Consider the following 24,071-nt stretch of genomic DNA (forward strand, 5'->3'; position numbering starts at 1 on the left):
GCCGATAGCACCGCGACCGAGCGCATCGCCTTCATCTGCTTGCCCAGCACATAGCCAGCCCAGGCCTGCGGGGTGGAGGGAACGTCCTTGAAACTTTCAAACCGGATCATGTGATTTCCTCGGGGTCGATCATGCAAACACTACCAAAGGGACCCGGCGCCCCTCGGGGTCCACCATCTGTCCCGGCCCCAGCCTAACACAAAACCCTTCGCACCGGCAGAAAAAATGCCGCAATGCGGCAAAAGGCGCCGACCAAAGGCGCCCCTACCCTTCATCTTTTCTAAAATATCCCAGGGAGCGCGAGGGGCAGCGCCCCTCGCCAGCACCAGATCAGCCGCGATGAATCAGCGTGGCAAACAGTTGCGGATCCAGGCTCTGGCTGGCAAACATCTGCCCCTGCGTCAGCACCGACACCGCGTCATGGCTGTGCAGGCTCTCCTGATGGCTGGCCATCACCCGGAAATCCCCAATGCGCGGATCACTTTGCAGCGCTTCGCAGAACAGCCGCGCCGCGTCTTCGACAAAGATCGGATTGGCCGCGTTCAGCTCGGCAAAGGCCTGCTCATCCTCGCGCTTCACCATCACCTGCGTCTCGGTCGGTACCGCGCGGCGGCAATGGTCGACCAGATCCTCAAACCACAGGCAGGGCGCATCCTTCTCGATCTGAACCGAGATCCGCGCCACCGAGCGCTGCGAATGCGGCGTTGCCAGCTGGCCCCGGGTCTGGCGGGCATGTTCCGACAGTTCCAGCGAACAGGGGCAGGTCGAGGAATAGACGTAATCCAGATGCACGATCTTATGGCGTTCACCGCCAACCTGCACCAGCTCCAGCGCCACGTCGTAATACTGATAGCCCATCAGCCCCGAACGCAGGCTCTCGACTTTCATCGGAAAGGAAAACCGCATCTGCAACCGCGCATCACCGCTGTCCAGATCGCTCAGGTAATCTTCCAGCGCCGATTCCAGCACCTCAAAGCTAAAGGTCTTCTCCGCATGCTTGTAGAAACTGCGCATGATGCGGGACATGTTGATGCCCTTCTTCTCCGCATCGAGGCTGACGGTCCCGGTGATGCTGGTCTCCAGCGTCAGATCGCCATTGTCACGGGTGTGAAAGCGGATCGGCAGGCGGAAATTGGAAATCCCCACATGCTGGATCTGCTCCTTGGCGCCACGGATCAGGCTTGCGGGACCGTTCTGCAAATCCGGCAGGGTGGCGCGATAGCTCTCGCCCGCATCGAAATTCTCGGGGTAGTCACGGCGCAGGTCCGGATAGTTCTGCACCTCATGCCCGGGCAGCAGCCGCGCGATCGCCGGATCAAGCTGCGCCACTTCCACCGGGCTTGCCTGCCCGGCCCATTGGCGCAGGATCGCCAGCGCGTCTTCGGCCTCTGACCGATCAGGGGTGTCATTCACGTCACGAGAGTGGATATTCATATTTCCATACTCCTGGTCCCGCAGCGGCCACGCCGCCTGCTTCCATGTAGGCTACTCATGTAGGCTAGTAAGGAAAGAAAAACAAAGCCGAAGGGTTAAAAACGCCACCAAAGGTTACAGATCTGACCTTTTGCACCGCCCCGCCCCCTTTCAACCAGAGGGATCAGGAGCGATGCAGCGCCGTTTCAGGGTTAACCCAGCCTTGCCAAGGCCTGCGAAAGGTCAGCGATCAGGTCATCGGAATCCTCCAGCCCGACCGAGAACCGCACCAGACCATCGGTGATTCCCAGCTCGGCGCGCTGCGTTTCGCTCAGGCGCTGATGGGTGGTGGTGGCCGGATGGGTGGCGATGGATTTGGCATCCCCAAGGTTGTTGGAGATCACCGGGATCGTCAGCGCATCGAGGAAAGCAAAGGCCGCCGCCTTGCCGCCCTTCAGATCCAGCGAGAGCACAGTGCCCCCCTTGCCGCCGAGCTGGCGCTGCACCAGCTCGTTCTGCGCATGGGATTTCAACCCAGGATAGATCGTGCGCGCCAGCGCGACATGCCCCTCCAGCGCGGTTGCGATCTTCAGAGCGGTCTCGGCCTGGGCGTTGACCCGCAGGTCGATGGTCTCCAGCCCCTTGACGAACATCCAGGCGTGAAACGGGCTCAGGCTGCCGCCGGTATGTTTCATATAGGGCTCCAGCGTGCCCCGGATATAGTCCTTGCGGCCCAAGACCACACCGCCCAGCGCCCGGCCCTGACCGTCGATATGTTTGGTGGCGGAATAGACCACCACATCGGCGCCCTGGGCGATCGCGTCGGAGAACACCGGCGTCGAGAACACATTGTCCACCACCACGGTGGCCCCCACCGCATGGGCGATCTCTGCCACGCCCGCGATGTCGATCACCTCCAGCGTCGGGTTCGACATGCTCTCGAAAAACACCACCTTGGTGTCGGGCCGCACCGCCGCGCGCCAGGCTTCCAGATCGGTGCCATCGACAAATGTCACCTCAACGCCGAACCGCGACAGGATCCCTTCGAGAATATAGAGACAGGAACCAAACAGCGCCTTGGCCGACACCACGTGATCGCCCGCTTTCAAAAGCGAGGTCAGCGCGCCATTCACCGCCGCCATGCCGGAAGCGGTGGCAAAGGCATCCTCGGCCCCCTCAAGAAGCGCGATCCGGTCCTCGAACATCGCCACCGTGGGGTTGCCATAGCGGGCATAGATAAACTCATCCGGGCCGCTCTCGATGAACCGTGCCTCGGCCTGCGCCGCGTTCTCATAGACAAAGCCCTGGGTCAGGAAAATCGCTTCGCTGACCTCGTTATACTGGCTGCGACGGGTGCCGCCGTGAACCAGCTTGGTGCGTTTGTTCCAGGTGTTCTCAGTCATGGTCTCGCCTCCGCCGGGGCCGAACCGCGCCCCGGACATAAAAAAACTCCCGTCCGGCCAAGCGAAAGGGAGTCCCGTCGTCCTGACCTCTTTAGCGGTTTATTTTACGTGGCCCGCAATCCGGTAAACAAATCGCCACGGATCCCCGGCTGCGCGGCTTTCAGCGCAGATCGAGGTGTCGCCGCAGTACTCCGAAGCGCCCCGCGCGTCAAGAGAAACACGGGCTGCACAAGGACCGGCGCGGCGGTGATGTCGGCCGCCCCTTGCCGCCCCTGCTGTGTTCAGGGGCGGCGGGGCTGGCCACTGATGGCGTCAGTCCACAAACGGGGTTGACCCATCCCAGCCCGCGCTTGACCCGCTCGCGCCAACTGTCACCGGCACGGAGGTCTGCGCAGCCGGCGCCGCATATGTATTGATCGGATAGGGTTGAACACGACGACCGCTTGCACAGCGCCCCGAGAAAATCTTGGCTTCCGGGGAGTTCGACAACGAAAAGACCCTGAAATCCACAATTGCGCCGCCGCCGCAGATATCATTCGAGACAGACGTCCGAATTTCTTCTGGCGTAAAATCGGAACCGGCACTGCCGCTGAACCGACCGTCGCCATCGCTGTCGAAACGCATCTCGTTGCTTTCCGGCAGCCCGCCGCATGCCGCAAGCACGAGCGCAAAACCAACAGACAGCATGGGTTTGGCAAATCTCTGCATCGTAAAACCTTTATTCAAATTGACGTTCTTGGACAGACCGCAGGCCGGGAACGCGCTATCCGCCCGCCCCGGTCGTCGCCTCTTGCCCCAGATATCGCAGTTTGGCCCGCGATGCACAACAACCTGAGGTATCTTCCCGCGCGAGCGTCACCATAGCGTTACGCAGCCGTCACAGGGGCGTCACCAGGCGCGGGTAACGGATAGGAAAACACACGGCTTGGGGGCCTCGTGATGACCATGATCCGAATAAATGCGGTTGGGGAAATGCCGGTGCTGCACGCGCGGCCCACCGCCCTGGAGCGAGGCCTTGACCACTGCATAGATCAGGGCATGGGCCAGGTCGCACAGGGCTCCGGTCCGGTGATCATCATGATCCATGGCTATAAATACCAACCCGGCAATCCGCGCCATTGCCCGCACCGCCATATTCTGGCGCAGGATCCCCAGCATATGCCCTGGCGCGCGCCCTCCTGGCCGCGTCAGCTTGGCTTTGGCCTCGGCCACCGCGACGAAGGTCTCGCGCTCGCCTTTGGCTGGGACGCGCGCGGCACCCTGCCCGCGGCACAAGCCCGGGCCGCCGAGGCCGGGCGCGCCCTGGCTCTGGTGGTGCGCCAGCTGCGCGCGCAGACGCCGCACCGCGACATTCACATGATTGGTCACTCCCTTGGCACCGAGGTCGCCCTGGAGGCGCTGCACGCCCTGCCCGCCGGCGCGGTGCAGCGGGTGATTTCGCTCACCGGCGCCAGCTATCAAAGCCGTGCAGCCAGGGCGCTCGCGACCCCCGCCGGGCGCAGCGCCGAGTTCTTCAACATCACCAGCCGCGAGAACGATACCTTTGATTTCCTGTTTGAAACCCTGACCCGCGCGCCAGAGCGCGGCGACCGGGCCATCGGTCAGGGGTTCGAGGCGCCCAATGCGGTGACCGTGCAACTGGATTGCGAGGAGACGCTGGCGCGCCTTGCGCAGATGGGCCATGCCATCGCCCCGCCGGAGCGCCGCATCTGCCATTGGTCCTCCTACACCCGCCCCGGCGCGCTGCGCTTTTACAAGGGCCTGCTGCGCCAACCGCAACGCAGCCCCTTGCCGCTGATGCAACAGGCCCTGCCCGACACCCCCTCGCGCCGCTGGTCGCGGCTTCTGGCGGGCCGCCCCCTGCCGCGTCCGCAGCCCCTCTGGCAGCAGATCTGACGGGACCGCATGTCGCGATCTCATTGCCTGCCGTCAGAATAAATCAGCACAAAATCAACGCGCTGTTGCAACGCCCGCAAGGGCTATGCGCGTGCCCCTAGCAACGCCCACAAATAGTATCACCCCTGTTGACCCATTGTTTCGCGCACGAAACAGAACGTCAGCCTTGCTGACCTATTTTGCCAAAAGACCAAAGCTCACCGCTCCGAAATCGCCTGCGGCGGGCGGGGTGCTCCCGCCCCTTTGTGTTACAGCCAAAGGCTGCACCAAAAGCGCATCGCAATCCCTCAATCGTTGCTCTCTTTGTCGTCCTCAATCCCATAGGTCTGGAACAGTTTTGCCTGGGTCATAAAGAAGCCAAACATCGCGATCGTCAGGCCAAAGGTCTTGAAATACACCCAGGTCTCGGTGCTGCTCAGCCGCCAGATGACCTCATTCGCCACTGCCAGACCAAAGAAGAACGCACAAAGCCGGCGGGTCAGGATCATCCAGCCCTCCGGCTGCAGGGGCATCATCTCTTCCATCACCACCCGCAGATAGCTCTCGCCGCGCAGCAGGCCGACGCCGAGGGCGCCGCCGAACAGCAGGTAGATCATCGTCGGTTTCATCTTGAAGAAACGCTCGTCGTTGAACCAGACTGACAGCCCGCCAAAGATCACGATCAGCACCAGCGTCATCACCTGCATCTTCGAGAGCTTACCGGTCAGCCGCCACAGCGCCAGCGTCGAGAGCACCATCAGCGGCACAAACCCGGCGGTGACCACGATGAACCCGTCATAAGAGGTGCCGCCGATCTCGAAGACCTGCCCCTTGAGCCGCAGATAGGCGATGAAGAACAGCACCACCGGCCCGAACTCCAGCACCCCCTTCAGCATCGGGCTGATCTTCTTGCCGGATCGGGTCAGCGGTTCATTTGTCTGCTCAGTCATACGTGCCTCACTTGTCGCGGGTCCCTGCCTTCAGATGGCAGCCTTAGCCGCCTATTTCAACGATCACCGCGCCCAGCGCAATGAGCGCCATCAAGATAATCCGCCGTGGCCCGACCGTTTCCTTCAGCACCAGCCAGCCAATCAGCGCCGCAAACACCGTCGAGGTCTCGCGCAGGACTGCCGCCTCGCCGACCTTGTCCAGCCGCGTGGCCAGCATGATCGACCCGAATGAGGCAAAGGCCACCAGCCCCCCCGCCACGCCGCGCAACAGCAGCGGCGCAAGATCAGGATGCGTCCGCATCCGCCGCCAGCGCCAATAGGCGATCAGCGGCATTGTGAAGCCGTCGATCATAAAGAACCAGGCAAGAAAGGTAAAAGGATCCGCCGTCGCCCGGATGCCGTAGGCGTCATAGGTGGTATAGAGCGCCACAAAAAGCCCGGTCACCAGCGCCAGGAACAGCGCGATCCCCAGCGTCTCGCGCGCGGTGACCAGATAGAGAAAGTTATAAAGCGCGAGCCCAAAGATCCCCGCCAGCAAGACCCCAACCCCAAGCCATTGAACGGGGCTGAAGATCTCGCCAAACAGCAGATAGGCCCCGATCACCGCAAACAGCGGCCCGGTGCCACGCACCACCGGATAGACCACCGTATAGGCGCCCTTGGTATAGGCCATGGCCTGCAACAGCTTATAGGCCACATGGATCGCCCAGGCGCCCAGAAAGATCAGCCACATATGCGGCTCGGGCCAGGGCACCACAAAGAGCGCAAAAGGCGCCGCCATCAGCCCGTAGGAGGCATCAATCGCCCCGCGCGAGAGCCAGGGATCATGCCGCCCCTTTTGCAACGCGCCAAAGACCGCATGCAAAAACGCCGCCGAGATCGCCAGGATCAGGGCCAGCTGGTGACCCGCCTCCGTGCCCTCAAGGGAGATAAGCCAGGCGCTCATGGTGCCGGGCTCCAGCCCACGCTGAGGTGAACCGCGGGCAACAGCGCATCCAGTTGGTCCAGCCGATCCGCGCGGGCCGCCATCAGGAGGATCACCAGATCCTGAAACCGCACCCCCTCGTCCTGTGAAGTCAGACGCAGGCTCAGATCCCCGCGTGGATGCGGCATGCTGGCGATCACCTCAGACAACGCCGCTTTTGACGGGGAGTCCAGCAGGGTCTCGGGCAAGGCGTTCAGAGCAATCTGTGCGCGCGCCTTCATCGCATCGACCTGGTCTTCCGGCGCAGGCTCCGCGCTCAGGACTGCGCTGCCCAGGGGCATCAGGGCGAGCGTTTCAAACAATCCGTAGCTGCCAATCCTGAGCGTCAGATCCGAGATCCCCGCCGTTGCGGCGGTCTCTGCAATGCTGTCAAGACTGCTCAGATCGACCTGCTCCAGCTGTGCGCGGAGGCGGATCTGGTTGCCCCGTCCAAAATCGACATGGGCCTCGTCCAACACCAGCGGTTCATGCGCGCTCCAGTGATAGCGGATCCCGCCAGAGATATCCTGCTGCGCCCGGGCCATTTCCTGAAACAGATAGCTCTGCACCGGATCCTCCGGCAGCACCGTCAGCATCCGCGCGCCGGTAAAGCGCAGATCCAGCGAGCGCGGTGGCAGCCCCTCTTCCAGCCGCGCCAGCCCGTCTCCGTCCCAGGAGAGTTCCTCGACCTCCACCCGCTGGTAGGGCGGCACGGCAATCGACAGATCGCGCAGCGCGCATCTGCCCGTGTCCGTCCGCTCCGGCGGCGACGCAGTATGTTCAAAATCAGAAAGATAGCCGGTCACGGCCTGCCAGCTCGCCGCGCAGTCAGCGGCGTCGGCCGCCATGGCAGGCGGGGTGAGCAGCGAGGCACTGGCGACGATCACCGCCACCGCGCAGCAGGACATCGCTGTCACCGATGATGCTCCACGCCCCGCGCCCAAGGTCAGCTGCCCTCCCCCTCAAGCCCGGTCAGCGCGGCGGCGAATTCTTCCGGGTCAAAGGGCGACAGGTCGTCGATCTGCTCGCCGACGCCGATGGCATGGATCGGCAGGCCGAACCTATCCGCCAGCGCCACCAGCACACCGCCCTTGGCGGTACCGTCGAGCTTGGTCATAACGAGGCCGGAGACATCGGCAAGCTGGCGGAAGGTCTCCACCTGGCTCAGCGCGTTCTGGCCGGTGGTCGCATCCAGCACCAAGAGCGTGTTGTGCGGCGCATCGGGGTCCTTCTTGCGGATCACCCGCACGATCTTGGCCAGCTCCTCCATCAGATCGGCACGGTTCTGCAAGCGGCCCGCGGTGTCGATCATCAAGAGATCCGCGCCATCGGCTTCGGCCTTGGTCATGGCGTCAAAGGCGAGGCTGGCGGGATCGGACCCCTCAGGCGCGGTCAGCACCGGCACGCCCGCGCGCTCACCCCAGACCTGGAGCTGCTCGACGGCGGCGGCGCGGAAAGTGTCCCCGGCGGCGATCACCACCGATTTCCCGGCGGCGCGGAACTGGCTGGCGAGCTTGCCGATAGTGGTGGTCTTGCCGGAGCCATTGACCCCGACCACCAGCACCACCTGCGGTTTCGACGGATAGAGCGGCATCGGACGCGCCACGGGCTCCATCACCCGCGCGATTTCCTGCGCCAGAAGCTCGCGGATCTCGCGGCCCGAGACCCGACGCCCCATGCGCCCCTCGGCGATATTGGCGGTGACCCGCAGCGCGGTATCTACCCCCATGTCGGAGGCGATCAGCATCTCCTCCAGGCTTTCCAGCATATCGTCATCCAGCACCCGGCGCGGCGCGGCGTCACTGCCCCGCCCCATGAGGCGACCCAGGAGCCCCGGGCGCCTGGCCTCGCTCTCCACCGGCGCGACAGGGTGCGGCGCAGGGGCGGAGGGCGCGGGCGCAACCTGCGGCGCGGTGGACGCCCCTGCCACCGGCGCATCTTCTGGCGCTCGCTGCGCGCTGGGGCTCGCGCTCTCGGCCCCCTCTTCCACGATCGCATCCACCTCCTTGCCGAGGCGAGAAGAGGATTTCAACAGCCGTTCCTTGAGCTTTGAAAAAAGCGCCATATGGGTCTCCGCAGGGTCGTTTCCCCCTCACCTAATGCCCTTTGCGCGGGGTTGCAAAGTGCAAAGCCCAACCAGAGCCGTCCTGACGCGCAAAATCCCCCCTTTCCCCCTTGGCCCGGAGCTGGCGCTGCGGCATGGTGGGGCATGTCTGATGCTTTGCGCTCTTCTTCCCTTGCCCTGCTGATCTGCCTTCTGGCGGGCGGCCCCGCAGCCTTTGCCGCCGACGCGGCGCAGTTTGACAGCTATACCCGGGGCCGGACGATATTCTTTGACTGGCAGGGCCAGCCCTATGGCGCCGAGCGCTATCTGCCCGGCCAAAGGGTGATCTGGTCCTTTCTCGACGGGCGCTGCACCTATGGCGAATGGTATGCGCAGGGTGACGAGATCTGTTTTCTCTATGAGGACCGCGCCGAGGCGCAATGCTGGAGCTATGACATCTCTGACACCGGGCTCAGCGTGTCCATTGGCGATGCGGGCGCCGCCCTGACGCTGACCGAGCAGACAGAGGCGCCGCAGGAGGAGATGGTCTGCCTCGGCCCCGAGGTCGGCGTCTGAGGCAAGGGCGGATGCGAGGCTCTGCCTCGCGCTCCGGGATATTTATAAAAAGATGAAAGCCGGGGATCAGAACAGCGAGCCTTGTTCGCCGGGAGATTTGGGCGGTTTTGGCGCGACCGGTTTGGCTGCGGGTTTTGCGCCGCCTGATGTGGCGTTGCCAACCGAGATAACACCATCGGCGAACTCGACCGAGAGCGCGGCGGCTGTTTTTGCCGCTGCTGTCGTGGTCACCAAAGCATCGCCATCGCGCACCACCGCATAGCCCCGGCGCAGCGTCGCCTTGTAGCTGAGGATTTCAAGCTGGCGGCCACTGGCGGTGAGTTGGCTGCGCAGACGCTCCTGACGCGCCGATTGTGCTGCGTTCAGGCGCTGGGTGATCCTGCCCAGCGCATCGCGTTTGCGCTCCACGTCCTGGGTGATGGGGCGCAGGGTCAGGCGGGAGGCGAGGTTTTTCAGCCCATCCTGTCGCCGTTCCAGCAGGTTCTTCAGCGTTGCGGGCCGGAGGCTGGCGGTGCGGTCGCTGAGGGTGAGCTTGCGTTTCTGCACGCCCGCGATCAGCGCATGGGGCGGCCGGTCGCTGATGCGGTCGAGCCGCTGGCGCGGGGTTTCCAGGAGCGTGTCGGGCTTTGGCAAGGCCCGCGCCAGATCGCCGAGCCGCTGGCGGCGCTGCTGCACCGCGCGTGCCGTGGCGTGGGTCATGCGGGCGCTTTGGCTTTCGACCCAGCCCAGAAGTTCGAGCCGCACCGGCACCGCGTGTTCCGCCGCCGCCGTCGGGGTGGGGGCGCGCAGGTCGGACACATAGTCGATCAGGGTTGTGTCGGTCTCATGGCCCACGGCGGAGATCAGCGGGATCTGGCTCGCGGCAGCCGCGCGGGCAACGATTTCCTCGTTAAAGCCCCAGAGGTCCTCGATCGAGCCGCCGCCGCGCGCCACGATCAGCAGATCGGGCCGGGGCAGCGCGCCGCCGGGGGTCATCTGGTTGAAGCCTTCAATTGCGCGGGCGACCTCGGGGGCGCAGGCATTGCCCTGCACCGCCACCGGCCAGACCAGCACCTTGCGCGGGAAACGGTCGCGCAGACGATGCAGGATGTCGCGGATCACCGCACCGGAGGGCGAGGTCACCACGCCGATGATCTGCGGCAGATAGGGCAGCGGTTTCTTGCGTTCGGGGGCGAACAGACCTTCCGCCTGCATCTGGACTTTGCGTTTCTCCAGAAGCGCCATCAGCGCGCCCTGCCCGGCGACGGCGACCTCTTCGACGTTCATATTGTATTTCGACTGGCCGCCAAAGGCGGTGAGGCGACCGGTGACGACAACCTCCAGCCCCTCTTCGGGGACCACCGCCAGTTTGCTGACCTGGCCCTTCCAGGTGGTGCAGGCCAGCACCGAGCGGTCATCCTTGATGTCGTAATACAAATGGCCCGAGCGCGCCTTGAACACCCGGCCCACCTCGCCGCGCACCCGGATGCGGCCAAAGGTGCTCTCCAGCGTGCGTTTGACCTCGCCGGAGATCTCGGAGACGGAAAACTCCGGTGCGTTTTGCCCCGGAGTCGGGTCGTCAAGGAGGTCGGACATAACAAAACTCCTGCTTTTGGCTGCTCTGGTCCCCGTATGGCACGGGCGTTCTTGTTTATAGGTCGCACACAGCATAGAACGCCCGTCAACGGAGGCCAAGCAGATCGGAGAGCGGCTCATGAATATCCTTATCCTCGGCAGTGGCGGGCGCGAACATGCCCTGGCCTGGGCGGTGATGCAGAACCCGAAATGTGACCGGCTGATCGTGGCCCCCGGCAATGCGGGCATTGCGCAGATCGCCGAGTGCGCCGCGCTCAACGCCGAGGATGGCGGCGCGGTGGTCAGCTTTGCCGAGGAAAACGCCATTGATTTCGTGATCATCGGCCCGGAGGCGCCGCTGGCCAACGGGGTGGCGGATCGGCTGCGCGAGGCGGGTATTCTGGTCTTTGGCCCCTCTGAAGCAGCGGCAAAGCTGGAAGCCTCCAAGAGCTTCACCAAGGAGATCTGCGACGCGGCACAGGCTCCGACTGCGGGCTATGGCCATTTCACCGATGCCGACGCCGCCAAGGCGCATGTGCGCGTGAATGGCGCTCCGATCGTGGTCAAGGCCGATGGTCTGGCCGCCGGCAAGGGCGTGATCGTCGCCATGGATGAGGCCACCGCGCTGGAGGCCATCGACGATATGTTCGGCGGTGCCTTTGGGGGGGCTGGCGCCGAAGTGGTCATCGAAGAATTCATGGAGGGCGAGGAAGCCTCCCTGTTTGTGCTCTGTGATGGCGAGGACATCCTGTCGATCGGCACCGCGCAGGACCACAAGCGCGTCGGCGAGGGCGATACCGGCCTCAACACCGGCGGCATGGGCGCCTATTCCCCCGCGCCGGTGCTGAGCGCAGAGGTCGAGGCCCGCGCCATGGAAGACATCATCAAGCCCACCATGAAGGTCATGGCCGAGCGTGGCATGCCCTATCAGGGCGTGCTCTATGCCGGGTTGATGATCAAGGACGGCGCCCCGCGTCTGGTGGAATACAACGTCCGCTTTGGCGACCCGGAATGCCAGGTTCTGATGATGCGGCTTGGTGCGCAGGCGCTGGACCTGATGCAGGCCGCCGCCGAGGGACGTCTGGCCGAGGCCCACGTGAACTGGGCCGAGGATCATGCAATCACCGTGGTGATGGCCGCGGCGGGCTATCCCGGAGCCTATGAGAAAGGCTCTGAAATCAAGGGGCTGAGCGCACTTCCCGAGGACAGCAAGAATATGGTCTTTCACGCAGGCACCAGGGCGGAGGGCGAGAAGATTCTTGCCGCTGGTGGTCGGGTGCTGAACGTCACCGCGCGTGGCGACAGCCTGCAAGAGGCCCGCGAGCGCGCCTATGCGATGGTGGATCAGATCGACTGGCCCGAGGGTTTCGTGCGCCGCGACATCGGCTGGCGCGCGCTCTGATCGGGGCGCGCCATGGATCTGACACCCCGCAGACTGCGCCCTGACAGCCCGGAGCTGGCGCTGGCGCTGGATCTGATCCGGCGGTGTTTTTCTGAAATGGACGGGCGGATTGATCCGCCCTCCTCCATGCACCGATTGACCATCGCGGATCTGGCGGCACAGGCGGTGGCAGGCGAGGTCTGGTGTCTCGGCCCCGCGCCGGGCGGGCCGCTGCGCGCTTGTGTGGTGCTAACGCCCCGGCCAGATGCGCTCTATCTGGGTAAGCTTGCGGTTGATCCCGCAACACGCGGCCAGGGGCTGGCGCGGCAGCTGGTGGATCTGGCCGCCGCGCGCGCCCGTGCAAGCGCCCTGCCCGCGCTGGAATTACAGGTGCGGGTGGAATTGCTGGAAAACCACGCCACCTTTGCCAGGCTGGGCTTTGTCAAAACCGGCGAAACCACGCATCCCGGCTATGATCGCGCGACCTCCTGGACCATGCGCCGCCAGGTCTGATCGCCGCAAAGGTCGCAGCGGCCCCGCGATCAGCCGCACCAGGACGCGAGAGCGCGCGCCGGGTCTGCTGTTGATGAGAGATCCCAGGAGGAGCCCCCATGATCGTCCGCCACAAACCCGGTTTTCTCGAACTCCTGATCGCCACGCATGGCTCGGTGCTGCCGCGCATCCTGCCCCGGATTGCGACACTGACCCTGCTGGCGGCACTGCTGGTCTGGGTCGATGTTGGCGTCTTGGAGCTGCCCCATACCAATGCCGCGCCCTTTGCGGTCTTTGGCGTGGCGCTCTCGCTGTTTCTGGGGTTTCGCAACAATGCCGCCTATGATCGCTGGTGGGAGGGGCGGCGGCTCTGGGGGCAGCTGGTCGCCGATATGCGCGCATTGGGGCGCGAGGTGGTGATGTTCCAGCCCGAGGGCCACCAGCGCCGCCCCCTGCGGTTGGCGCTGGCCTTTATCCACCTGCACCGCGCCAATCTGCGCCGCCTTGGCCACTACGAGGACGGCCATGCCTGGCTCGACGCGGGCGAAGACCTGCGCAAGGCCGCCCATCCCCCCTGTGCGGCGCTGGACCTGATGGCGCGGGATCTGGCGCAACACGCCCCGATGGCTTTGCCAAAAAGGCGCTGAGCGAGCGGATCGGCTCCATCGCGCTGGCGCAGGCCGGATGCGAGCGCATCGCGGCCACGCCCCTGCCCTTTGTCTATACATTGCTGGTGTTTCGCACGACCTATCTCTATTGCCTGCTGTTTCCCTTCTCGCTGATGGAGGGCGCAGGCTGGATGACGCCGCTGTTTGTGGCGATCGTGGCCTATGTGTTCTTTGGCCTCGCCGAGGTGACGGAGGAGCTGTCCAATCCCTTTGGCGAAACGGTCAACGGGCTGCCGCTGGACGCCATGTGCCGCACCATCGAGATTTCGCTGCTGACGCAGATGGGCGAGGAGGCCCCGGCGCCGCTGAAACCCGAGGGCTACTATCTGAGCTGATGCGTCATGGGGGCGCTGCCCCCAAACCCCCGGGATATTTCTCAAAAGATGAAAGACCCCGGGCTGCGACTTTGGTCGGGGCGCGGGGCAAGTCCGTGACATGCTGGAAAATTGCCAACTCTGCCTTCCCGAGGACAATCGCGACTGGGACGCGTTCAGGGGGCAGAAAGGAGCCTGGGCAAATCGACGCATTTTTTGCAACGCGCGCCAACAGCGCCCGCCACACGCACAACACCCGCATCGCGCGGCGGGTGAGCGGGGGCAGGATGCGGGCCGGACGACGCCGCGCCCTGCCCCCTCTCGGCATCAGATCTGCTTTTCGGGCATATGCACCACGAGGCCATCGAGCGCGTCGGTGACCTTGATCTGGCAGGTCAGGCGCGAGCGGGCCGGGTCGGGCTCATAGGCAAAATCAAGCATGTCCTCTTCCATGTCATCCTTGGCCGGCAGTTTCTCGGTCCACTCCGGCGCCACATAGACATGGCAGGTGGAACACGCACAGGCGCCGCCGCAATCGGCCTCGATGCCCGGGATATTGTTGTCGCGCGCGCCTTCCATCACGGTCAGCCCATTGGCCACATCGACCACATGTTCGGTGCCGTTGTGCTCAATGTAAGTGATTTTTGCCATTGTTCATCTTCCCTTTTTCGGTACTCGCCGACCTGTTTAGCGGGGACATCCGCACCGTTCCAGCCCCATTTGCATAGCACTCCCGCCCAGAGCGGCCTTTCGCAGCATTTGGTGCCGCCTGACTGTGCGCCGATCTGCGATCCGGTCTTTGCCTGCCTCAGGATATCGGCTAGCATCGCGCGCAACCGGGGCTCAGCAAAACGGATCCCGGGCCGCGCAGTATCGAGGATCTGACAGAGCTTATGCCCGCCCCGTTGCCTCCGCCCCCTGGCGCAATCCGGTCACAGACCGCTGCGCGACCGGATTCCACGGGGCCGCGCGCGGGTGGGGTGCTGAAAGCCTCTGCGCTTGTGCTTCTGTCCCTGTTCCCCGCCTGCACCGAAACCGCGCCCTTTGCGCAGGTCGGCCGCCCTGCCCCGCCCGGCGCGCCGCCGGGCACCTGCTGGGATCTGACCATCATCCCGGCCCGGATCACCACGGTGACAGAACAGGTGATGGTCACCCCGCCGGTCAAATCCACCGACGGGCGGGTGCTGGAGCCTGCGGTCTTTGCCAGCGAAACCCGGCAGCAGATTGAAACCCCGCGTCACGAGAGCTATTTTGAGACCCCCTGCCCCGATAAACTGACGCCGGAGTATATCTCCTCGCTCCAGCGGGCGCTGAGCGCGCGTGGCTATGAGGCGGGTCCGGTGACCGGCAGCATGACCCGCGCCACCCGCGCCGCGATCCGCGCCTATCAGGCACCGCTTGGCATCGACAGTGCCAGCCTGTCGCTGCAAGCGGCCCGTGCGCTTGGGCTGAGCGCGGTGGAATTGCCGGACTAGGGCCTGGCCCAATGGGCCGGAACAACAGGCAGATGGGGCCTGACTTTAGCGCAAACATAGCATAAACTCCCGCCAGGCTTGCACCAAGCCGAGCTGCCGCCTAGAACATCGGCATCAAAGAAGCCGCCCCTGCCCTATGCGCCCAGCCGGAGAACCATCATGGCCCCTGTCGCCTCCCTGCCTGCATCGAGCTTCCTTTTCGGGGCGTCGGAGCGGCTGCGCGCGATGCTCGACGGCCAGGCCACGGATGTGCATCTGGACACCGGCGACGTGTTGTTTGAGCGCGGCGACGAGGGCGATGCGCTTTATGCCATCATCTCCGGCGCGCTGGAGATTTCCACCCTCTCGGCGGCGGGACGCAAGCTCTCGCTGGATATGATGCGCCCGGGCGCGATCTTTGGCGAGATCGCCATGTTCGACCCCGGCGAGCGCACCGCCACGGCCACCGCCGCGGAGCCCAGCCACCTGCGCCGCCTGCGCCATCGCGATGTGCTGGCGCAGCTGACCAAACACCCGGAGCTGGCGGGCGACATGCTGAAGCTGGCTGGCCAGCGCATGCGCTGGATGAACACCCAGCTGAACGAGCAGGTGTTTCTGCCGATGCCGGTGCGGCTGGCGCGCAAGCTCTTGTACCTTACCCCGGCGGAGGGCAGCGGCCATTTGCACCTCTCCCAGTCGGAGCTGGCGGAATTTGTCGGCGCCACCCGCGAGGCGGTCTCCAAAACCCTGTCGAACTGGCGCAAGGCCGGGCTGATCGAGATCAGCCGGGGCGGTTTGCAATTGAAGGATCGTGGCGGGCTGGCGGTTCTGGCGGACCCGGAAGGGATCTAGGAATCCGTTTGGCCAGCGCGCCACAAAGTGCCGCGTCCCAGCGCCATGCTCAAACGGCCCATTTCCTGGCGCGCTGCAAATGGTGGGAATGAGCCTTTGTTGCCGAATGCCGCGTCAGCCAAGACCGGGTGTTTCTTCAGGATTGCAGCCATTACAGCTGCAATGTGCATGCACCGTGGTTAAGGCTTAGACACGCATCTACTTCGCAAGTGCGGCCGCAATCTTTCGTCCCGCATCGGTATCTTGCAAACATACATGCAGCGTATGTTCTTTGAGGATCCGGTCGTTGAACTGGACCTTACCTGCCAGTTCTGGCGCTGCGGTTTCGACCAAATGCTCCAGAACATTCCGGTCGATCACCGCGGCATCAATCCGTCCGCCAGCCACTTTCCGGATGTTCAACAAGTCATCATTGACCCCATCCACGCTTAGGGTTCCATCGGCGACCGCCTGGTCGAAGGGGCCACCGTCATTCACGTAACCGGAAACAACACCAATCGTGTAGTTTTGCAGATCCGAGACCGTCTCCCATTCGATGCCGTCCCCGGTCCGTTCGACAAACCCAACAGTCGAGGAGTCATAGGCTGGCGACAACACGCAATCCAATCCATCCGATGCATATTCCGGGAAGTATCCAGAGAAAGCATCGTCATGCAGGCCCTGGTTTACGGCGCGCTGCCATGGCAAAAAACTGATCTCAAGGGTCAAACCGGCCTCTGCCAGTGCTGCTTTCAGCAAGGCGGAGTTTGAACCGCCTTCGGGCAGGTCCGCATCTGTGTATGGTGGCCACGACAGGCTGGTCAGGCGAACCGTTTCTGACGCGGTGGCTGCTGTCGAGCCAATCACGAATGCAAGGAGGGCGGTGGCATTAACAAGGCTCTTCATGATCTGATATCTCCGATGATGGCGTTCTACTTCAGATTCACAGCAACCCTAGCATCCAACGCCTTAAAGAGTTCTTTCTTGCCAGAAAGCCTGTCACAGCTGCCGTTGGCGCAGCCGCGGCGGGAGGCGGCGCTGCAAGAGATACCCTGTTCTGACTTTTTGGGACTGAGACCAAAAAACTGCCGTCAATGTGACCTGTTTCACAGTGCCCGCGCGCGGCCTCTGTCATAAGGGCGGCAAGGCGATCATTCTCCTATCCATCCCAATGATCGTCCGTCCCATCGAGAGCCATGTGCCCGCCCGGCGCATGGCTCTTTTTTTGTGGCGCGGCAGTCGGCCGCACCGCTGGGCACATAAAAACGGCCGCCCCCGAAAGCGCGGCCGTTCTGTTTGCTCTGGCTCGGGGCGCGAGACCCCGGGGGTGTTACTCGCCCAGGTTCAGCGCCACGAAGCGCGGCTCTCCGGCGCGACGCACCATCAGGAAGATCGACTTGCGACCGGCCTCTTTGGCGGCGGCAATCTGCTCTTCGAGATCCGCGATGCTGGCAATCTTGGTCTGGCCGGCCTCGGTGATCACATCCCCGGCGCGCAGACCTTTTTCCCAGGCGGCGGAGGTTTCATCCACCGAGAGGACCACCAGACCGGTGGTGCCGGCATCGAGGTTCAGCTCTTCGCGCATGTCGTCCTGCACCGCGCCAACGGTCAGGCCGAGGAGGTCTTTTTCCGCCGTATCGGGGGCCGCGTTATTGCCGCCGGAGGACTGACCGTCATTGCCGACTGCCTCTTCGCGGCGACCGAGGGTGACCTTGACGGTTTCGGTCTTGCCATCGCGGAAGACCACGACGCGCACGGTTTTGCCCACTTCGGTATCCGCGACGCGGCGCACCAGGTCGCGGGTGTCCTTGACCTCAAAGCCGTCAAAGCTGGTGATCACGTCGCGGGCTTGAAGGCCGGCTTCCTTGGCGGGGCCTTCGGGCACATCGGTGATCAGCACACCGCTGACGGAGTCCAGGCCGATCGCTTCGGCCAGATCCGCGGTGACGTCCTGAATGCGCACGCCAAGCCAGCCGCGACGGGTTTCACCGTATTCCTTGAGCTGGGAGACCACTTTGCTGACCACATTGGAGGCCATGGAGAAGCCGATCCCGATCGAGCCGCCATTGGGCGACAGGATCGCGGTGTTCACGCCGATCACCTCGCCGTCCATGTTGAACAGCGGGCCGCCGGAGTTGCCCCGGTTGATCGCGGCATCGGTCTGGATGTAGTCGTCATAGGTGCCCGAGAGCGCCCGGTTGCGGGCCGAAACGATCCCCGAAGACAGCGAAAAGCCCTGCCCCAGCGGGTTGCCCATGGCCAGAACCCAATCGCCCACGCGGGCGCTGTCGCTGTCGCCAAAGGTGACGAATTTCAGCGGCATCGGGGCTTCGACCTTCAGCAGTGCGATATCGGTGTTCTTGTCGGTGCCGATGACCTTGGCTGGCAGCAGCTCCTTGGGCTGGCCGTCGCCCGGGAAGAATTCGATCTCGATTTCGTCGGCACCGTCGATCACGTGGTTGTTGGTGACGATAAAGCCATCCTCGGAGATCACAAAGCCGGAGCCCAGCGCCGAGGAGCGACGCGGACGGTTCTCACCGCCGTTGCGGTCCTGGAAATCGCGGAAGAAATCCTCGAACGGGGAGCCTTCGGGCACGATGCCCTGCGGACCGGTGCGCCCTTCGACGATTGTGGAGGTGGTGATGTTCACAACGGCCGGGCTGACTTTCTCGGCCAAAGGCGCAAGGCTTTCGGGTCGCGCATTGGCGGCTAGCGACTGAACCACGAGGAACGCGGTCCCGAGGACCGCCATCCAGAACAGGCGCCAACCGCCCGCTTCGCGGATGGCGCTCTCGACCTTACTGCGTGTTATAGGGTGCACGGACATTCTCCTTGAATTGGCCTGTCAACTCTGTCGGTACCCAAGCCCCGGGAAAAGGGGAAAGGGCGGATCCTCACCTCAGGGCACGGGTCGGGGTCAGCGTTGGACACAATGACACCTGCTCCTCCGGCGGGGGACGATGTGGCGACACTGTAGTGGCTGCGCCAGCCGCCGCAATGGGCTGAATGGTCACCTCAATACGACGTGATAGGCGGTGAAGGCTTCGCGACTATGCCAACAGCAGCGGAAAATCTGCCGGTTTCGCCCGCAGCGGCAGCGCTGGCCGGATCTGCGCCGGCGGCACGGCGAGAGGCCTGGCTGCGAGGTGGTCCGAGCCTAGGGGACGGTGATGCCAGGCGCGGTAATCTGACTGATGAGACCTCCGGTGTTCACCGCGCAATAGATGGACCGGGGCGGGCGGGCGGCCCCGTCGACGCGGCGATCGACCCAGTTTCGCGCCTCCATTGATTTCAGCGACTGCGACAAGGCCCGGTCGGTTATCATCGGCAAATTCCGTTTGATATCATTGAAATGGCTTGGCCGGTGGAGCGTGGTCAGAACCGGCACCGTCCAGGAGCGACGCAGCAAGGGCCAGTCCTCCTCTGCGACAATATCGCCGATCTTGCTGGCGGTGGCTGCGGCCGCTGCGCCAAGCGGCGTCAGCCGGAATTCGGGGCGCAGAGGGTGACCATGACCGGGGTTGCGTTCAATCAGTCCGATTTCGATCAGATGATCCATGCTCTGCGCAAAGGCGGTGCGGCTGGCGCCCGTCGCAGCCAGCAGCGGCGCCTGCCGTCCGGCGATACCCGAATGCAGGCTGGAAAGTATCGGCAAGGCCCAGGCTCTCGACGTGATGTTGACAAGCGCTTTTATGTCCATAAAGTATAGTTAGTATATTTTGAATCATAAGGAAAGCCGATGTCACTTATTTCAGTCGATCAAACCATCACCATCGCAATGTCAGTCACGGATCGCCACGCGAGCGCGAAATGGTATGAAAGCCTCCTGGGGTTTGAGCTGCGTTATCATGCGGATGAGGCGGGCTGGTCAGAGATCCAGACCAAAACGCCCGGTGTCGTCATTGGTCTGGGTGAACACACAAAACCCGCGCCGGGCAATTGCGTGCCCGTCTTTGGCATCGCTGACCTGGACGCGGCCCGGCAGAAGCTTGAGCAGGTCAATGTCAAATTTGATGGCGAAACGGATGTTGTCGAGGGGATGGTCAAGACCGCGACCTTCTATGACCCGGACGGCAACGCGCTGATGCTTGCCGAAGATCTGACCGGATCAGCCGGGTAATCGCGCCGCGCCCGGGCAGAGGGCAGCCAGGGCACGCGCAGCAACGCAAAAGGCCGCCCCGGGGGGCGGCCTTTCTCTATCGCGTGATCTGCCGGCGCTGGCGCCGGTTACTTGTCGGCGCCCCCATGCGAGGACTTCAGATAGTTGAAGAACTCGCTGTCCGGCGACAGCACCATCGAGGAGTTCCCCCCCTGCAAGGCGCGGCCATAGGCGGTCAGGCTGCGGTAGAATTCAAAGAATTCCGGGTCGCGGCCATAGGCTTCGGCAAAGATATTGTTGCGCTCGGCGTCGGCCTCACCGCGGATGACCTCGGCTTCGCGCTCCGCGTCGGAGACCAGTTCGACCTCGGTCCGGTCCGCCTGGGCGCGCACACGTTGCGCCGCCTCGTCACCACGGGCGATTTCATCCGCCGCTTCGCGTTCGCGCTCCGCCCGCATCCGGGCAAAGGTTGCCTCCAGGTTGGCCTGCGGAAGGTCGGTGCGTTTCAGGCGCACGTCGATGATCTCCAGCCCCAGCTGACGGGCCTGCACGATCGCGCCATTGCGGATGCGCAGCATCAGCGTGGCCCGGTCCGACGACAGGATGTCATTGGAGCTGACCTGCCCCAGAACCTGCCGCGTTTCCGCGCGCATGATGGAATCCAGACGGTTCTCGGCCAGCGCGACACCACCGCTGCCGACCGCCTGACGGAACTTGCGCACATCGGCGATGCGGAAGCGGGCAAAGGCATCCACCACCAGACGGCGATCGTCTTCGGGGGTGACCTCCAGCGGGCCGATTTCGCGGCTCAGGATACGGTCGTCATAGGTGACCACATTGTCCACGAACGGCAGCTTGAACGCCAGGCCGGGCTCCTCACGCACGGCAACCACCTTGCCAAAGCGCAAGACCAGCGCCTTTTCGCGTTCATCCACGATAAAGACCGAGGACAGGCCGACGAAGACCAATACGGCGAGAAGGATCAAAGATATCAATGAGCGGTTCATCAGTTGCTCCCTCCCGAACGCCGGATTTCATTGAGCGGCAGATAGGGCACGACACCCTGACCATCGACGCCACCCGCAGAGCCATCAAGAATGATCTTGTCGACGTTGCCGAGCACCTTTTCCATGGTCTCCAGATAGAGCCGCTTGCGAGTCACCTCGGGCGCCTTGTCATATTCGGCGAGAACGGAGAGGAAGCGCGAGGCCTCACCCTGGGCTTCGTTCACCACCTGGGCGCGATAGGCTTCGGCCTCTTCCAGCGTCTGTGCCGCCTGGCCCCGTGCGCCCGCAAGTTTGCGGTTGGCATAGGCGTCGGCTTGTTTTTCCAGCTTGTCGCGTTCCTGACCGGCGGATTGCACCTCGCGGAAGGCGTCCTTGACCGGCTCTGGCGGATCGGCGCCGTCAAAGTTCACCCGCACGATATTGATCCCGGCGTCATAGGTGTCCAGCGTGGACTGGATCAGCTCTTGCAGCCGGGTGGCGATGATTTCACGGTCGCGGTTCAGGATCGGCGCCAGTTCGGATTGCGCGATAATCTCGCGCATGGCCGATTCCGACACCGCCTGAATGGTCTGTTTCGGATCGCGCAGGTTGAACAGGTAGTTCGCCGGCTCGTTGATGTTCCAGACCACCTGGAAGTCGATATCGACGATGTTTTCATCACCGGTCAGCATCAGCCCGGCATCAGAGCCGCGCCCGCCAGCGCCGATATTCTCGGTCTGCTCGGTGGTGGTGGCGATCACTTCGGCCTTGATGAAGGGCCACCAGGCCATATGCGGGCCATCGTCGGTGGTCCGGTAATAGCTGCCAAGGAACAGTTCAACGCCCTGCTCTTCGGGTTTTACGGTGTAAAAGCTGGAATAGAGCCAAAGCCCCACGGCAGCCAACGCCCCGAGGGCAATACCGCCCCTGGAGAACATCGGACCGCCGCCGCCACCGGAGCCGGACGGGCCCTGGCCGCCGCCCTTGCCGCCGCGCCCGCCGATCAGCACACGCAGCTGTTCCTGGCCCTTCTTCATCAGCTCGTCGATCTCGGGGATCTGGCCGTCTTCGGGGCGACGTCCACCGCCCTTGTCACCATCATTGCCCCGGTTGCCTCCGCCCCCGGACGAACCGCCGCCCCCCCAGGGGCCTCCACTGTTCCCAGCCATAAGTCTCCTATCCATCTCTCCCCGCCCATCCGGCGGATATTGTTCTCTAACCTGTGATCGCGGCAGCGATTTTCAAGCGCCACCAGCCACCACTGTTGCCGAATGCCTCACACGGATGTGTTTTTGATGTGTTTAGACCGTGCGCACCGGGGATTTCATCGTCACCAATTCTTCTGACATGGTCGGGTGAACTGCAACAGTGCGATCAAAATCTTCTTTTGTCGCCCCCATTTTCACCGCGATCCCCGCCAGCTGGATCATCTCGCCCGCGCCGGGTGCGACGATATGACAGCCCAGCACCTTGCGGCTGGCCTGGCTGACGATCAGTTTCATCAGCACCTTCTGCGCCCGTCCGGCAAAGCTCTGCTGCATCGGTTTGAAGGAGGCGGTATAGACCTCGATCGTTTCCTGCGCGGCGGCCTCTTCTTCCGACATGCCCACGGTGCCCATTTCCGGCTGGGTAAAGATCGCGGTGGGGATCAGATCATGGTCGGGGCTGGTGGGGTTGCCGTTAAAGACGGTCTCGACAAAGGCCATGCCCTCGCGGATCGCCACCGGCGTCAGGTTCACCCGGTCCGTCACATCGCCAATGGCATAGATGGAGGGCACGCCGGTCTGGCTATAGGCATCCACCTTGATCTCGCCGCCGCGACCGCGCTCCACGCCCAGCGCCTCAAGCCCGAGATCATCGGCATTGGGATTGCGCCCGGTGGCGAACATGACCTGATCAAACAGGTTTTCGTCGCCATTGGTGGCGGTCACATGGATCTTGTCACCTTCGCGGCGCATCTGCGCAACATTGGTGCCCAGATGCAGCTTGATGCCCGATTGGATCATCTCCTCGGCCACCAGTCCGCGCGCCTCGTTGTCAAAGCCGCGCAGGATCTGCTCGCCACGATAATATTGCGTGGTCTTCACGCCGAGCCCATTCATGATGCCGGCAAATTCCGATGCGATATAGCCGCCACCGACGATCAGGATGCTTTCGGGCAGCTTGTCGAGGTGGAACATCTCGTTGGAGGTGATCGCCAGCTCCGCCCCCGGAAAATCGGGCACAAAGGGCCGCCCGCCAGTGGCAATCAGGATGTGTTTCGCCGTCTTGCGGCTGCCATCGGCGAGCTCAACCGTATGGGGATCGGCGAGCCGCGCGCGGGCATCAAAGCTCTCGACGCCGGAGCCCTTGAGGAGGCCCCGATAAACGCCTTCCAGCCGGTCCAGTTCGGCGTTGAGCTTGGTCTTGAAGTGATCCCAGTCAAAGCCCTTGTTGTCGAGATCCCAGCCATAGGCGCGGCCATCCTCGATCATTCCGGAGTATTCCGAGGCAAAGACCATCAGCTTTTTCGGCACACAGCCGCGGATCACACAGGTGCCGCCATAGCGGTCCTCCTCGGCCAGCGCCACACGCGCGCCCCCCGCTGCCGCAACCCGCGCCGCCCGCACACCGCCGGAACCGCCGCCAATGACAAAGAGATCGTAATCAAAGCTCATAACTGTCGCCCTTCTCAAACCTTGCGCGAGGTATCCCACAGGGGGAGGTCAATTGCCAGTGCCGCAAGTGGGTGTTCTCAACACAGATTTAAAGGGGCGTGTCGCGGGGCGTGGCGTCGCCTGTGTCGGATCGGTTGGCGAGGAGCCAAGCTAGGTTTTCCCTGACGGTTTGAGTATCTGGATGCTCCGCGCCGAAAACCGCCTCAAGAATCGTCAAAGCCTCGCGATAGAGCGGCTCCACCTCATCAGCGTACCCAGTGTCCATCAACAGTGCAGCGAGGTTGTTGAGGCGGTTGGCATAGTCGGGATGCTCCTCGCCCAAGGTTCGGCGGGTGGTAATCCCCCCCGATCTTAAGGGGATGCGGAAGTAGAATTTTCTCGGCAGGATGAACGAGGAGATTCCGATGAAG

At 63.5% G+C, this 24,071-nt stretch carries 25 protein-coding genes and 1 riboswitch; of the genes, 9 read left to right on the plus strand and 16 right to left on the minus strand.

The annotated features are described in order from the left end of the window. Positions 1-330: 330 nt before the first annotated feature. From folE2 to HCZ87_RS12285, 3 genes are all read right to left on the minus strand, one after another. Positions 331-1,434, minus strand: a complete 1,104-nt coding sequence (folE2, locus tag HCZ87_RS12275) for a GTP cyclohydrolase FolE2 (protein ID WP_167644054.1) — start codon at positions 1,432-1,434, stop codon at positions 331-333. A gap of 191 nt (positions 1,435-1,625) precedes the next feature. Beyond that, the gene (gene metZ, locus HCZ87_RS12280) at positions 1,626-2,816 is read right to left on the minus strand and encodes an O-succinylhomoserine sulfhydrylase (protein ID WP_167644055.1); all 1,191 of its coding nucleotides are present in this window, start codon (positions 2,814-2,816) and stop codon (positions 1,626-1,628) included. Between the two features lie 70 nt (positions 2,817-2,886). Beyond that, positions 2,887-2,965: riboswitch (SAM riboswitch) on the minus strand. A gap of 163 nt (positions 2,966-3,128) precedes the next feature. Beyond that, entirely contained in the window at positions 3,129-3,524 is a 396-nt protein-coding gene (locus HCZ87_RS12285; RefSeq protein ID WP_167644056.1) for a hypothetical protein, read from the minus strand. A gap of 231 nt (positions 3,525-3,755) precedes the next feature. On the opposite strand from HCZ87_RS12285, the gene HCZ87_RS12290 reads away from it, so the two are divergent. Further along, positions 3,756-4,712: an alpha/beta hydrolase gene (locus tag HCZ87_RS12290; RefSeq protein WP_167644057.1), complete on the plus strand. Its 957-nt coding sequence runs from the start codon at positions 3,756-3,758 to the stop codon at positions 4,710-4,712. A gap of 287 nt (positions 4,713-4,999) precedes the next feature. Here the strand turns inward: HCZ87_RS12290 and HCZ87_RS12295 are convergent, their stop codons facing one another. Genes HCZ87_RS12295 through ftsY form a run of 4 tightly spaced genes read right to left on the minus strand, consistent with a single transcriptional unit; the run spans position 5,000 to position 8,670 of the window. Next, the gene (locus HCZ87_RS12295; RefSeq protein ID WP_167644058.1) at positions 5,000-5,641 is read right to left on the minus strand and encodes an inner membrane-spanning protein YciB; all 642 of its coding nucleotides are present in this window, start codon (positions 5,639-5,641) and stop codon (positions 5,000-5,002) included. Positions 5,642-5,684: 43 nt separating this feature from the next. Beyond that, positions 5,685-6,587, minus strand: coding sequence for a DMT family transporter (locus tag HCZ87_RS12300; protein WP_167644059.1), 903 nt, complete (start codon positions 6,585-6,587; stop codon positions 5,685-5,687). Next, complete coding sequence (locus tag HCZ87_RS12305) at positions 6,584-7,522, minus strand: hypothetical protein (RefSeq protein ID WP_167644060.1); 939 nt, start codon at positions 7,520-7,522, stop codon at positions 6,584-6,586. The genes HCZ87_RS12300 and HCZ87_RS12305 overlap by 4 nt, the downstream gene beginning before the upstream one ends. Positions 7,523-7,551: 29 nt before the next feature. Further along, a complete protein-coding gene (ftsY, locus tag HCZ87_RS12310; RefSeq protein WP_167644061.1) occupies positions 7,552-8,670 on the minus strand; it encodes a signal recognition particle-docking protein FtsY in 1,119 nt (372 codons plus the stop codon). A 144-nt stretch (positions 8,671-8,814) separates the two neighbouring features. On the opposite strand from ftsY, the gene HCZ87_RS12315 reads away from it, so the two are divergent. After that, positions 8,815-9,225 carry a hypothetical protein gene (locus tag HCZ87_RS12315; protein ID WP_167644063.1) on the plus strand — a complete coding sequence of 137 codons (411 nt, stop codon included), beginning with the start codon at positions 8,815-8,817 and terminating at the stop codon, positions 9,223-9,225. A 66-nt stretch (positions 9,226-9,291) separates the two neighbouring features. Here the strand turns inward: HCZ87_RS12315 and xseA are convergent, their stop codons facing one another. Next, the gene (xseA, locus tag HCZ87_RS12320; RefSeq protein WP_167644064.1) at positions 9,292-10,800 is read right to left on the minus strand and encodes an exodeoxyribonuclease VII large subunit; all 1,509 of its coding nucleotides are present in this window, start codon (positions 10,798-10,800) and stop codon (positions 9,292-9,294) included. 118 nt (positions 10,801-10,918) lie between these two features. Between xseA and purD the strand changes: the two genes are divergently transcribed. The 4 genes from purD to HCZ87_RS21055 all read left to right on the plus strand — a co-directional run bounded on the left by purD (position 10,919) and on the right by HCZ87_RS21055 (position 13,655). Beyond that, complete coding sequence (gene purD / locus HCZ87_RS12325; RefSeq protein ID WP_167644066.1) at positions 10,919-12,181, plus strand: phosphoribosylamine--glycine ligase; 1,263 nt, start codon at positions 10,919-10,921, stop codon at positions 12,179-12,181. Positions 12,182-12,193: 12 nt separating this feature from the next. Further along, positions 12,194-12,673 (plus strand): N-acetyltransferase, encoded by a 480-nt coding sequence (locus HCZ87_RS12330; RefSeq protein WP_167644068.1) that lies wholly within the window; start codon positions 12,194-12,196, stop codon positions 12,671-12,673. A 98-nt stretch (positions 12,674-12,771) separates the two neighbouring features. After that, complete coding sequence (locus tag HCZ87_RS21050; protein ID WP_254868628.1) at positions 12,772-13,299, plus strand: bestrophin family protein; 528 nt, start codon at positions 12,772-12,774, stop codon at positions 13,297-13,299. 47 nt (positions 13,300-13,346) lie between these two features. Continuing rightward, positions 13,347-13,655 carry a bestrophin family ion channel gene (locus HCZ87_RS21055; RefSeq protein ID WP_368484122.1) on the plus strand — a complete coding sequence of 103 codons (309 nt, stop codon included), beginning with the start codon at positions 13,347-13,349 and terminating at the stop codon, positions 13,653-13,655. A 306-nt stretch (positions 13,656-13,961) separates the two neighbouring features. On the opposite strand, the gene HCZ87_RS12340 is transcribed toward HCZ87_RS21055, so the two are convergent. Further along, entirely contained in the window at positions 13,962-14,285 is a 324-nt protein-coding gene (locus tag HCZ87_RS12340; protein WP_167644069.1) for a 2Fe-2S iron-sulfur cluster-binding protein, read from the minus strand. Between the two features lie 329 nt (positions 14,286-14,614). Here HCZ87_RS12340 and HCZ87_RS12345 point away from each other — a divergent pair, with 329 nt between their 5' ends. Beyond that, positions 14,615-15,109, plus strand: a complete 495-nt coding sequence (locus HCZ87_RS12345; protein WP_368484121.1) for a peptidoglycan-binding protein — start codon at positions 14,615-14,617, stop codon at positions 15,107-15,109. A gap of 159 nt (positions 15,110-15,268) precedes the next feature. Continuing rightward, entirely contained in the window at positions 15,269-15,940 is a 672-nt protein-coding gene (locus HCZ87_RS12350; protein WP_167644072.1) for a Crp/Fnr family transcriptional regulator, read from the plus strand. 198 nt (positions 15,941-16,138) lie between these two features. Here the strand turns inward: HCZ87_RS12350 and HCZ87_RS12355 are convergent, their stop codons facing one another. The 3 genes from HCZ87_RS12355 to HCZ87_RS12365 form a co-directional block, all read right to left on the minus strand. Next, the gene (locus HCZ87_RS12355; RefSeq protein WP_167644074.1) at positions 16,139-16,825 is read right to left on the minus strand and encodes a transporter substrate-binding domain-containing protein; all 687 of its coding nucleotides are present in this window, start codon (positions 16,823-16,825) and stop codon (positions 16,139-16,141) included. A gap of 424 nt (positions 16,826-17,249) precedes the next feature. After that, positions 17,250-18,746 carry a Do family serine endopeptidase gene (locus HCZ87_RS12360; RefSeq protein ID WP_167644076.1) on the minus strand — a complete coding sequence of 499 codons (1,497 nt, stop codon included), beginning with the start codon at positions 18,744-18,746 and terminating at the stop codon, positions 17,250-17,252. A 330-nt stretch (positions 18,747-19,076) separates the two neighbouring features. After that, complete coding sequence (locus HCZ87_RS12365; RefSeq protein ID WP_167644077.1) at positions 19,077-19,619, minus strand: winged helix-turn-helix transcriptional regulator; 543 nt, start codon at positions 19,617-19,619, stop codon at positions 19,077-19,079. 39 nt (positions 19,620-19,658) lie between these two features. Here HCZ87_RS12365 and HCZ87_RS12370 point away from each other — a divergent pair, with 39 nt between their 5' ends. Next, positions 19,659-20,039 carry a VOC family protein gene (locus tag HCZ87_RS12370; RefSeq protein WP_167644079.1) on the plus strand — a complete coding sequence of 127 codons (381 nt, stop codon included), beginning with the start codon at positions 19,659-19,661 and terminating at the stop codon, positions 20,037-20,039. A gap of 107 nt (positions 20,040-20,146) precedes the next feature. Here the strand turns inward: HCZ87_RS12370 and hflC are convergent, their stop codons facing one another. The 4 genes from hflC to HCZ87_RS12390 all read right to left on the minus strand — a co-directional run. Beyond that, positions 20,147-21,025: a protease modulator HflC gene (gene hflC / locus HCZ87_RS12375; protein ID WP_167644081.1), complete on the minus strand. Its 879-nt coding sequence runs from the start codon at positions 21,023-21,025 to the stop codon at positions 20,147-20,149. Next, the gene (hflK, locus tag HCZ87_RS12380; protein ID WP_167644082.1) at positions 21,025-22,173 is read right to left on the minus strand and encodes an FtsH protease activity modulator HflK; all 1,149 of its coding nucleotides are present in this window, start codon (positions 22,171-22,173) and stop codon (positions 21,025-21,027) included. The genes hflC and hflK overlap by 1 nt, the downstream gene beginning before the upstream one ends. 132 nt (positions 22,174-22,305) lie before the next feature. Next, positions 22,306-23,661, minus strand: coding sequence for a glutathione-disulfide reductase (gor, locus tag HCZ87_RS12385; RefSeq protein ID WP_167644083.1), 1,356 nt, complete (start codon positions 23,659-23,661; stop codon positions 22,306-22,308). Between the two features lie 88 nt (positions 23,662-23,749). Further along, on the minus strand, positions 23,750-24,071 hold a 322-nt coding region (locus tag HCZ87_RS12390; RefSeq protein WP_167644085.1), incomplete at its 5' end, for a tetratricopeptide repeat protein.

It is taken from the genome of Phaeobacter sp. HF9A (genome assembly GCF_011806385.1).
Lineage (GTDB): Bacteria > Pseudomonadota > Alphaproteobacteria > Rhodobacterales > Rhodobacteraceae > Epibacterium.

Coding starts and splice junctions, on each gene's coding strand:
- folE2 (WP_167644054.1), bottom strand. CDS start 1,434: ATGAATATCCACTCTCGTGACGTGAATGACACCCCTGATCGGTCAGAG.
- metZ (WP_167644055.1), bottom strand. CDS start 2,816: ATGACTGAGAACACCTGGAACAAACGCACCAAGCTGGTTCACGGCGGC.
- HCZ87_RS12285 (WP_167644056.1), bottom strand. CDS start 3,524: ATGCAGAGATTTGCCAAACCCATGCTGTCTGTTGGTTTTGCGCTCGTG.
- HCZ87_RS12290 (WP_167644057.1), top strand. CDS start 3,756: ATGACCATGATCCGAATAAATGCGGTTGGGGAAATGCCGGTGCTGCAC.
- HCZ87_RS12295 (WP_167644058.1), bottom strand. CDS start 5,641: ATGACTGAGCAGACAAATGAACCGCTGACCCGATCCGGCAAGAAGATC.
- HCZ87_RS12300 (WP_167644059.1), bottom strand. CDS start 6,587: ATGAGCGCCTGGCTTATCTCCCTTGAGGGCACGGAGGCGGGTCACCAG.
- ftsY (WP_167644061.1), bottom strand. CDS start 8,670: ATGGCGCTTTTTTCAAAGCTCAAGGAACGGCTGTTGAAATCCTCTTCT.
- HCZ87_RS12315 (WP_167644063.1), top strand. CDS start 8,815: ATGTCTGATGCTTTGCGCTCTTCTTCCCTTGCCCTGCTGATCTGCCTT.
- xseA (WP_167644064.1), bottom strand. CDS start 10,800: ATGTCCGACCTCCTTGACGACCCGACTCCGGGGCAAAACGCACCGGAG.
- purD (WP_167644066.1), top strand. CDS start 10,919: ATGAATATCCTTATCCTCGGCAGTGGCGGGCGCGAACATGCCCTGGCC.
- HCZ87_RS12330 (WP_167644068.1), top strand. CDS start 12,194: ATGGATCTGACACCCCGCAGACTGCGCCCTGACAGCCCGGAGCTGGCG.
- HCZ87_RS21050 (WP_254868628.1), top strand. CDS start 12,772: ATGATCGTCCGCCACAAACCCGGTTTTCTCGAACTCCTGATCGCCACG.
- HCZ87_RS12340 (WP_167644069.1), bottom strand. CDS start 14,285: ATGGCAAAAATCACTTACATTGAGCACAACGGCACCGAACATGTGGTC.
- HCZ87_RS12350 (WP_167644072.1), top strand. CDS start 15,269: ATGGCCCCTGTCGCCTCCCTGCCTGCATCGAGCTTCCTTTTCGGGGCG.
- HCZ87_RS12355 (WP_167644074.1), bottom strand. CDS start 16,825: ATGAAGAGCCTTGTTAATGCCACCGCCCTCCTTGCATTCGTGATTGGC.
- HCZ87_RS12360 (WP_167644076.1), bottom strand. CDS start 18,746: ATGTCCGTGCACCCTATAACACGCAGTAAGGTCGAGAGCGCCATCCGC.
- HCZ87_RS12365 (WP_167644077.1), bottom strand. CDS start 19,619: ATGGACATAAAAGCGCTTGTCAACATCACGTCGAGAGCCTGGGCCTTG.
- HCZ87_RS12370 (WP_167644079.1), top strand. CDS start 19,659: ATGTCACTTATTTCAGTCGATCAAACCATCACCATCGCAATGTCAGTC.
- hflC (WP_167644081.1), bottom strand. CDS start 21,025: ATGAACCGCTCATTGATATCTTTGATCCTTCTCGCCGTATTGGTCTTC.
- hflK (WP_167644082.1), bottom strand. CDS start 22,173: ATGGCTGGGAACAGTGGAGGCCCCTGGGGGGGCGGCGGTTCGTCCGGG.
- gor (WP_167644083.1), bottom strand. CDS start 23,661: ATGAGCTTTGATTACGATCTCTTTGTCATTGGCGGCGGTTCCGGCGGT.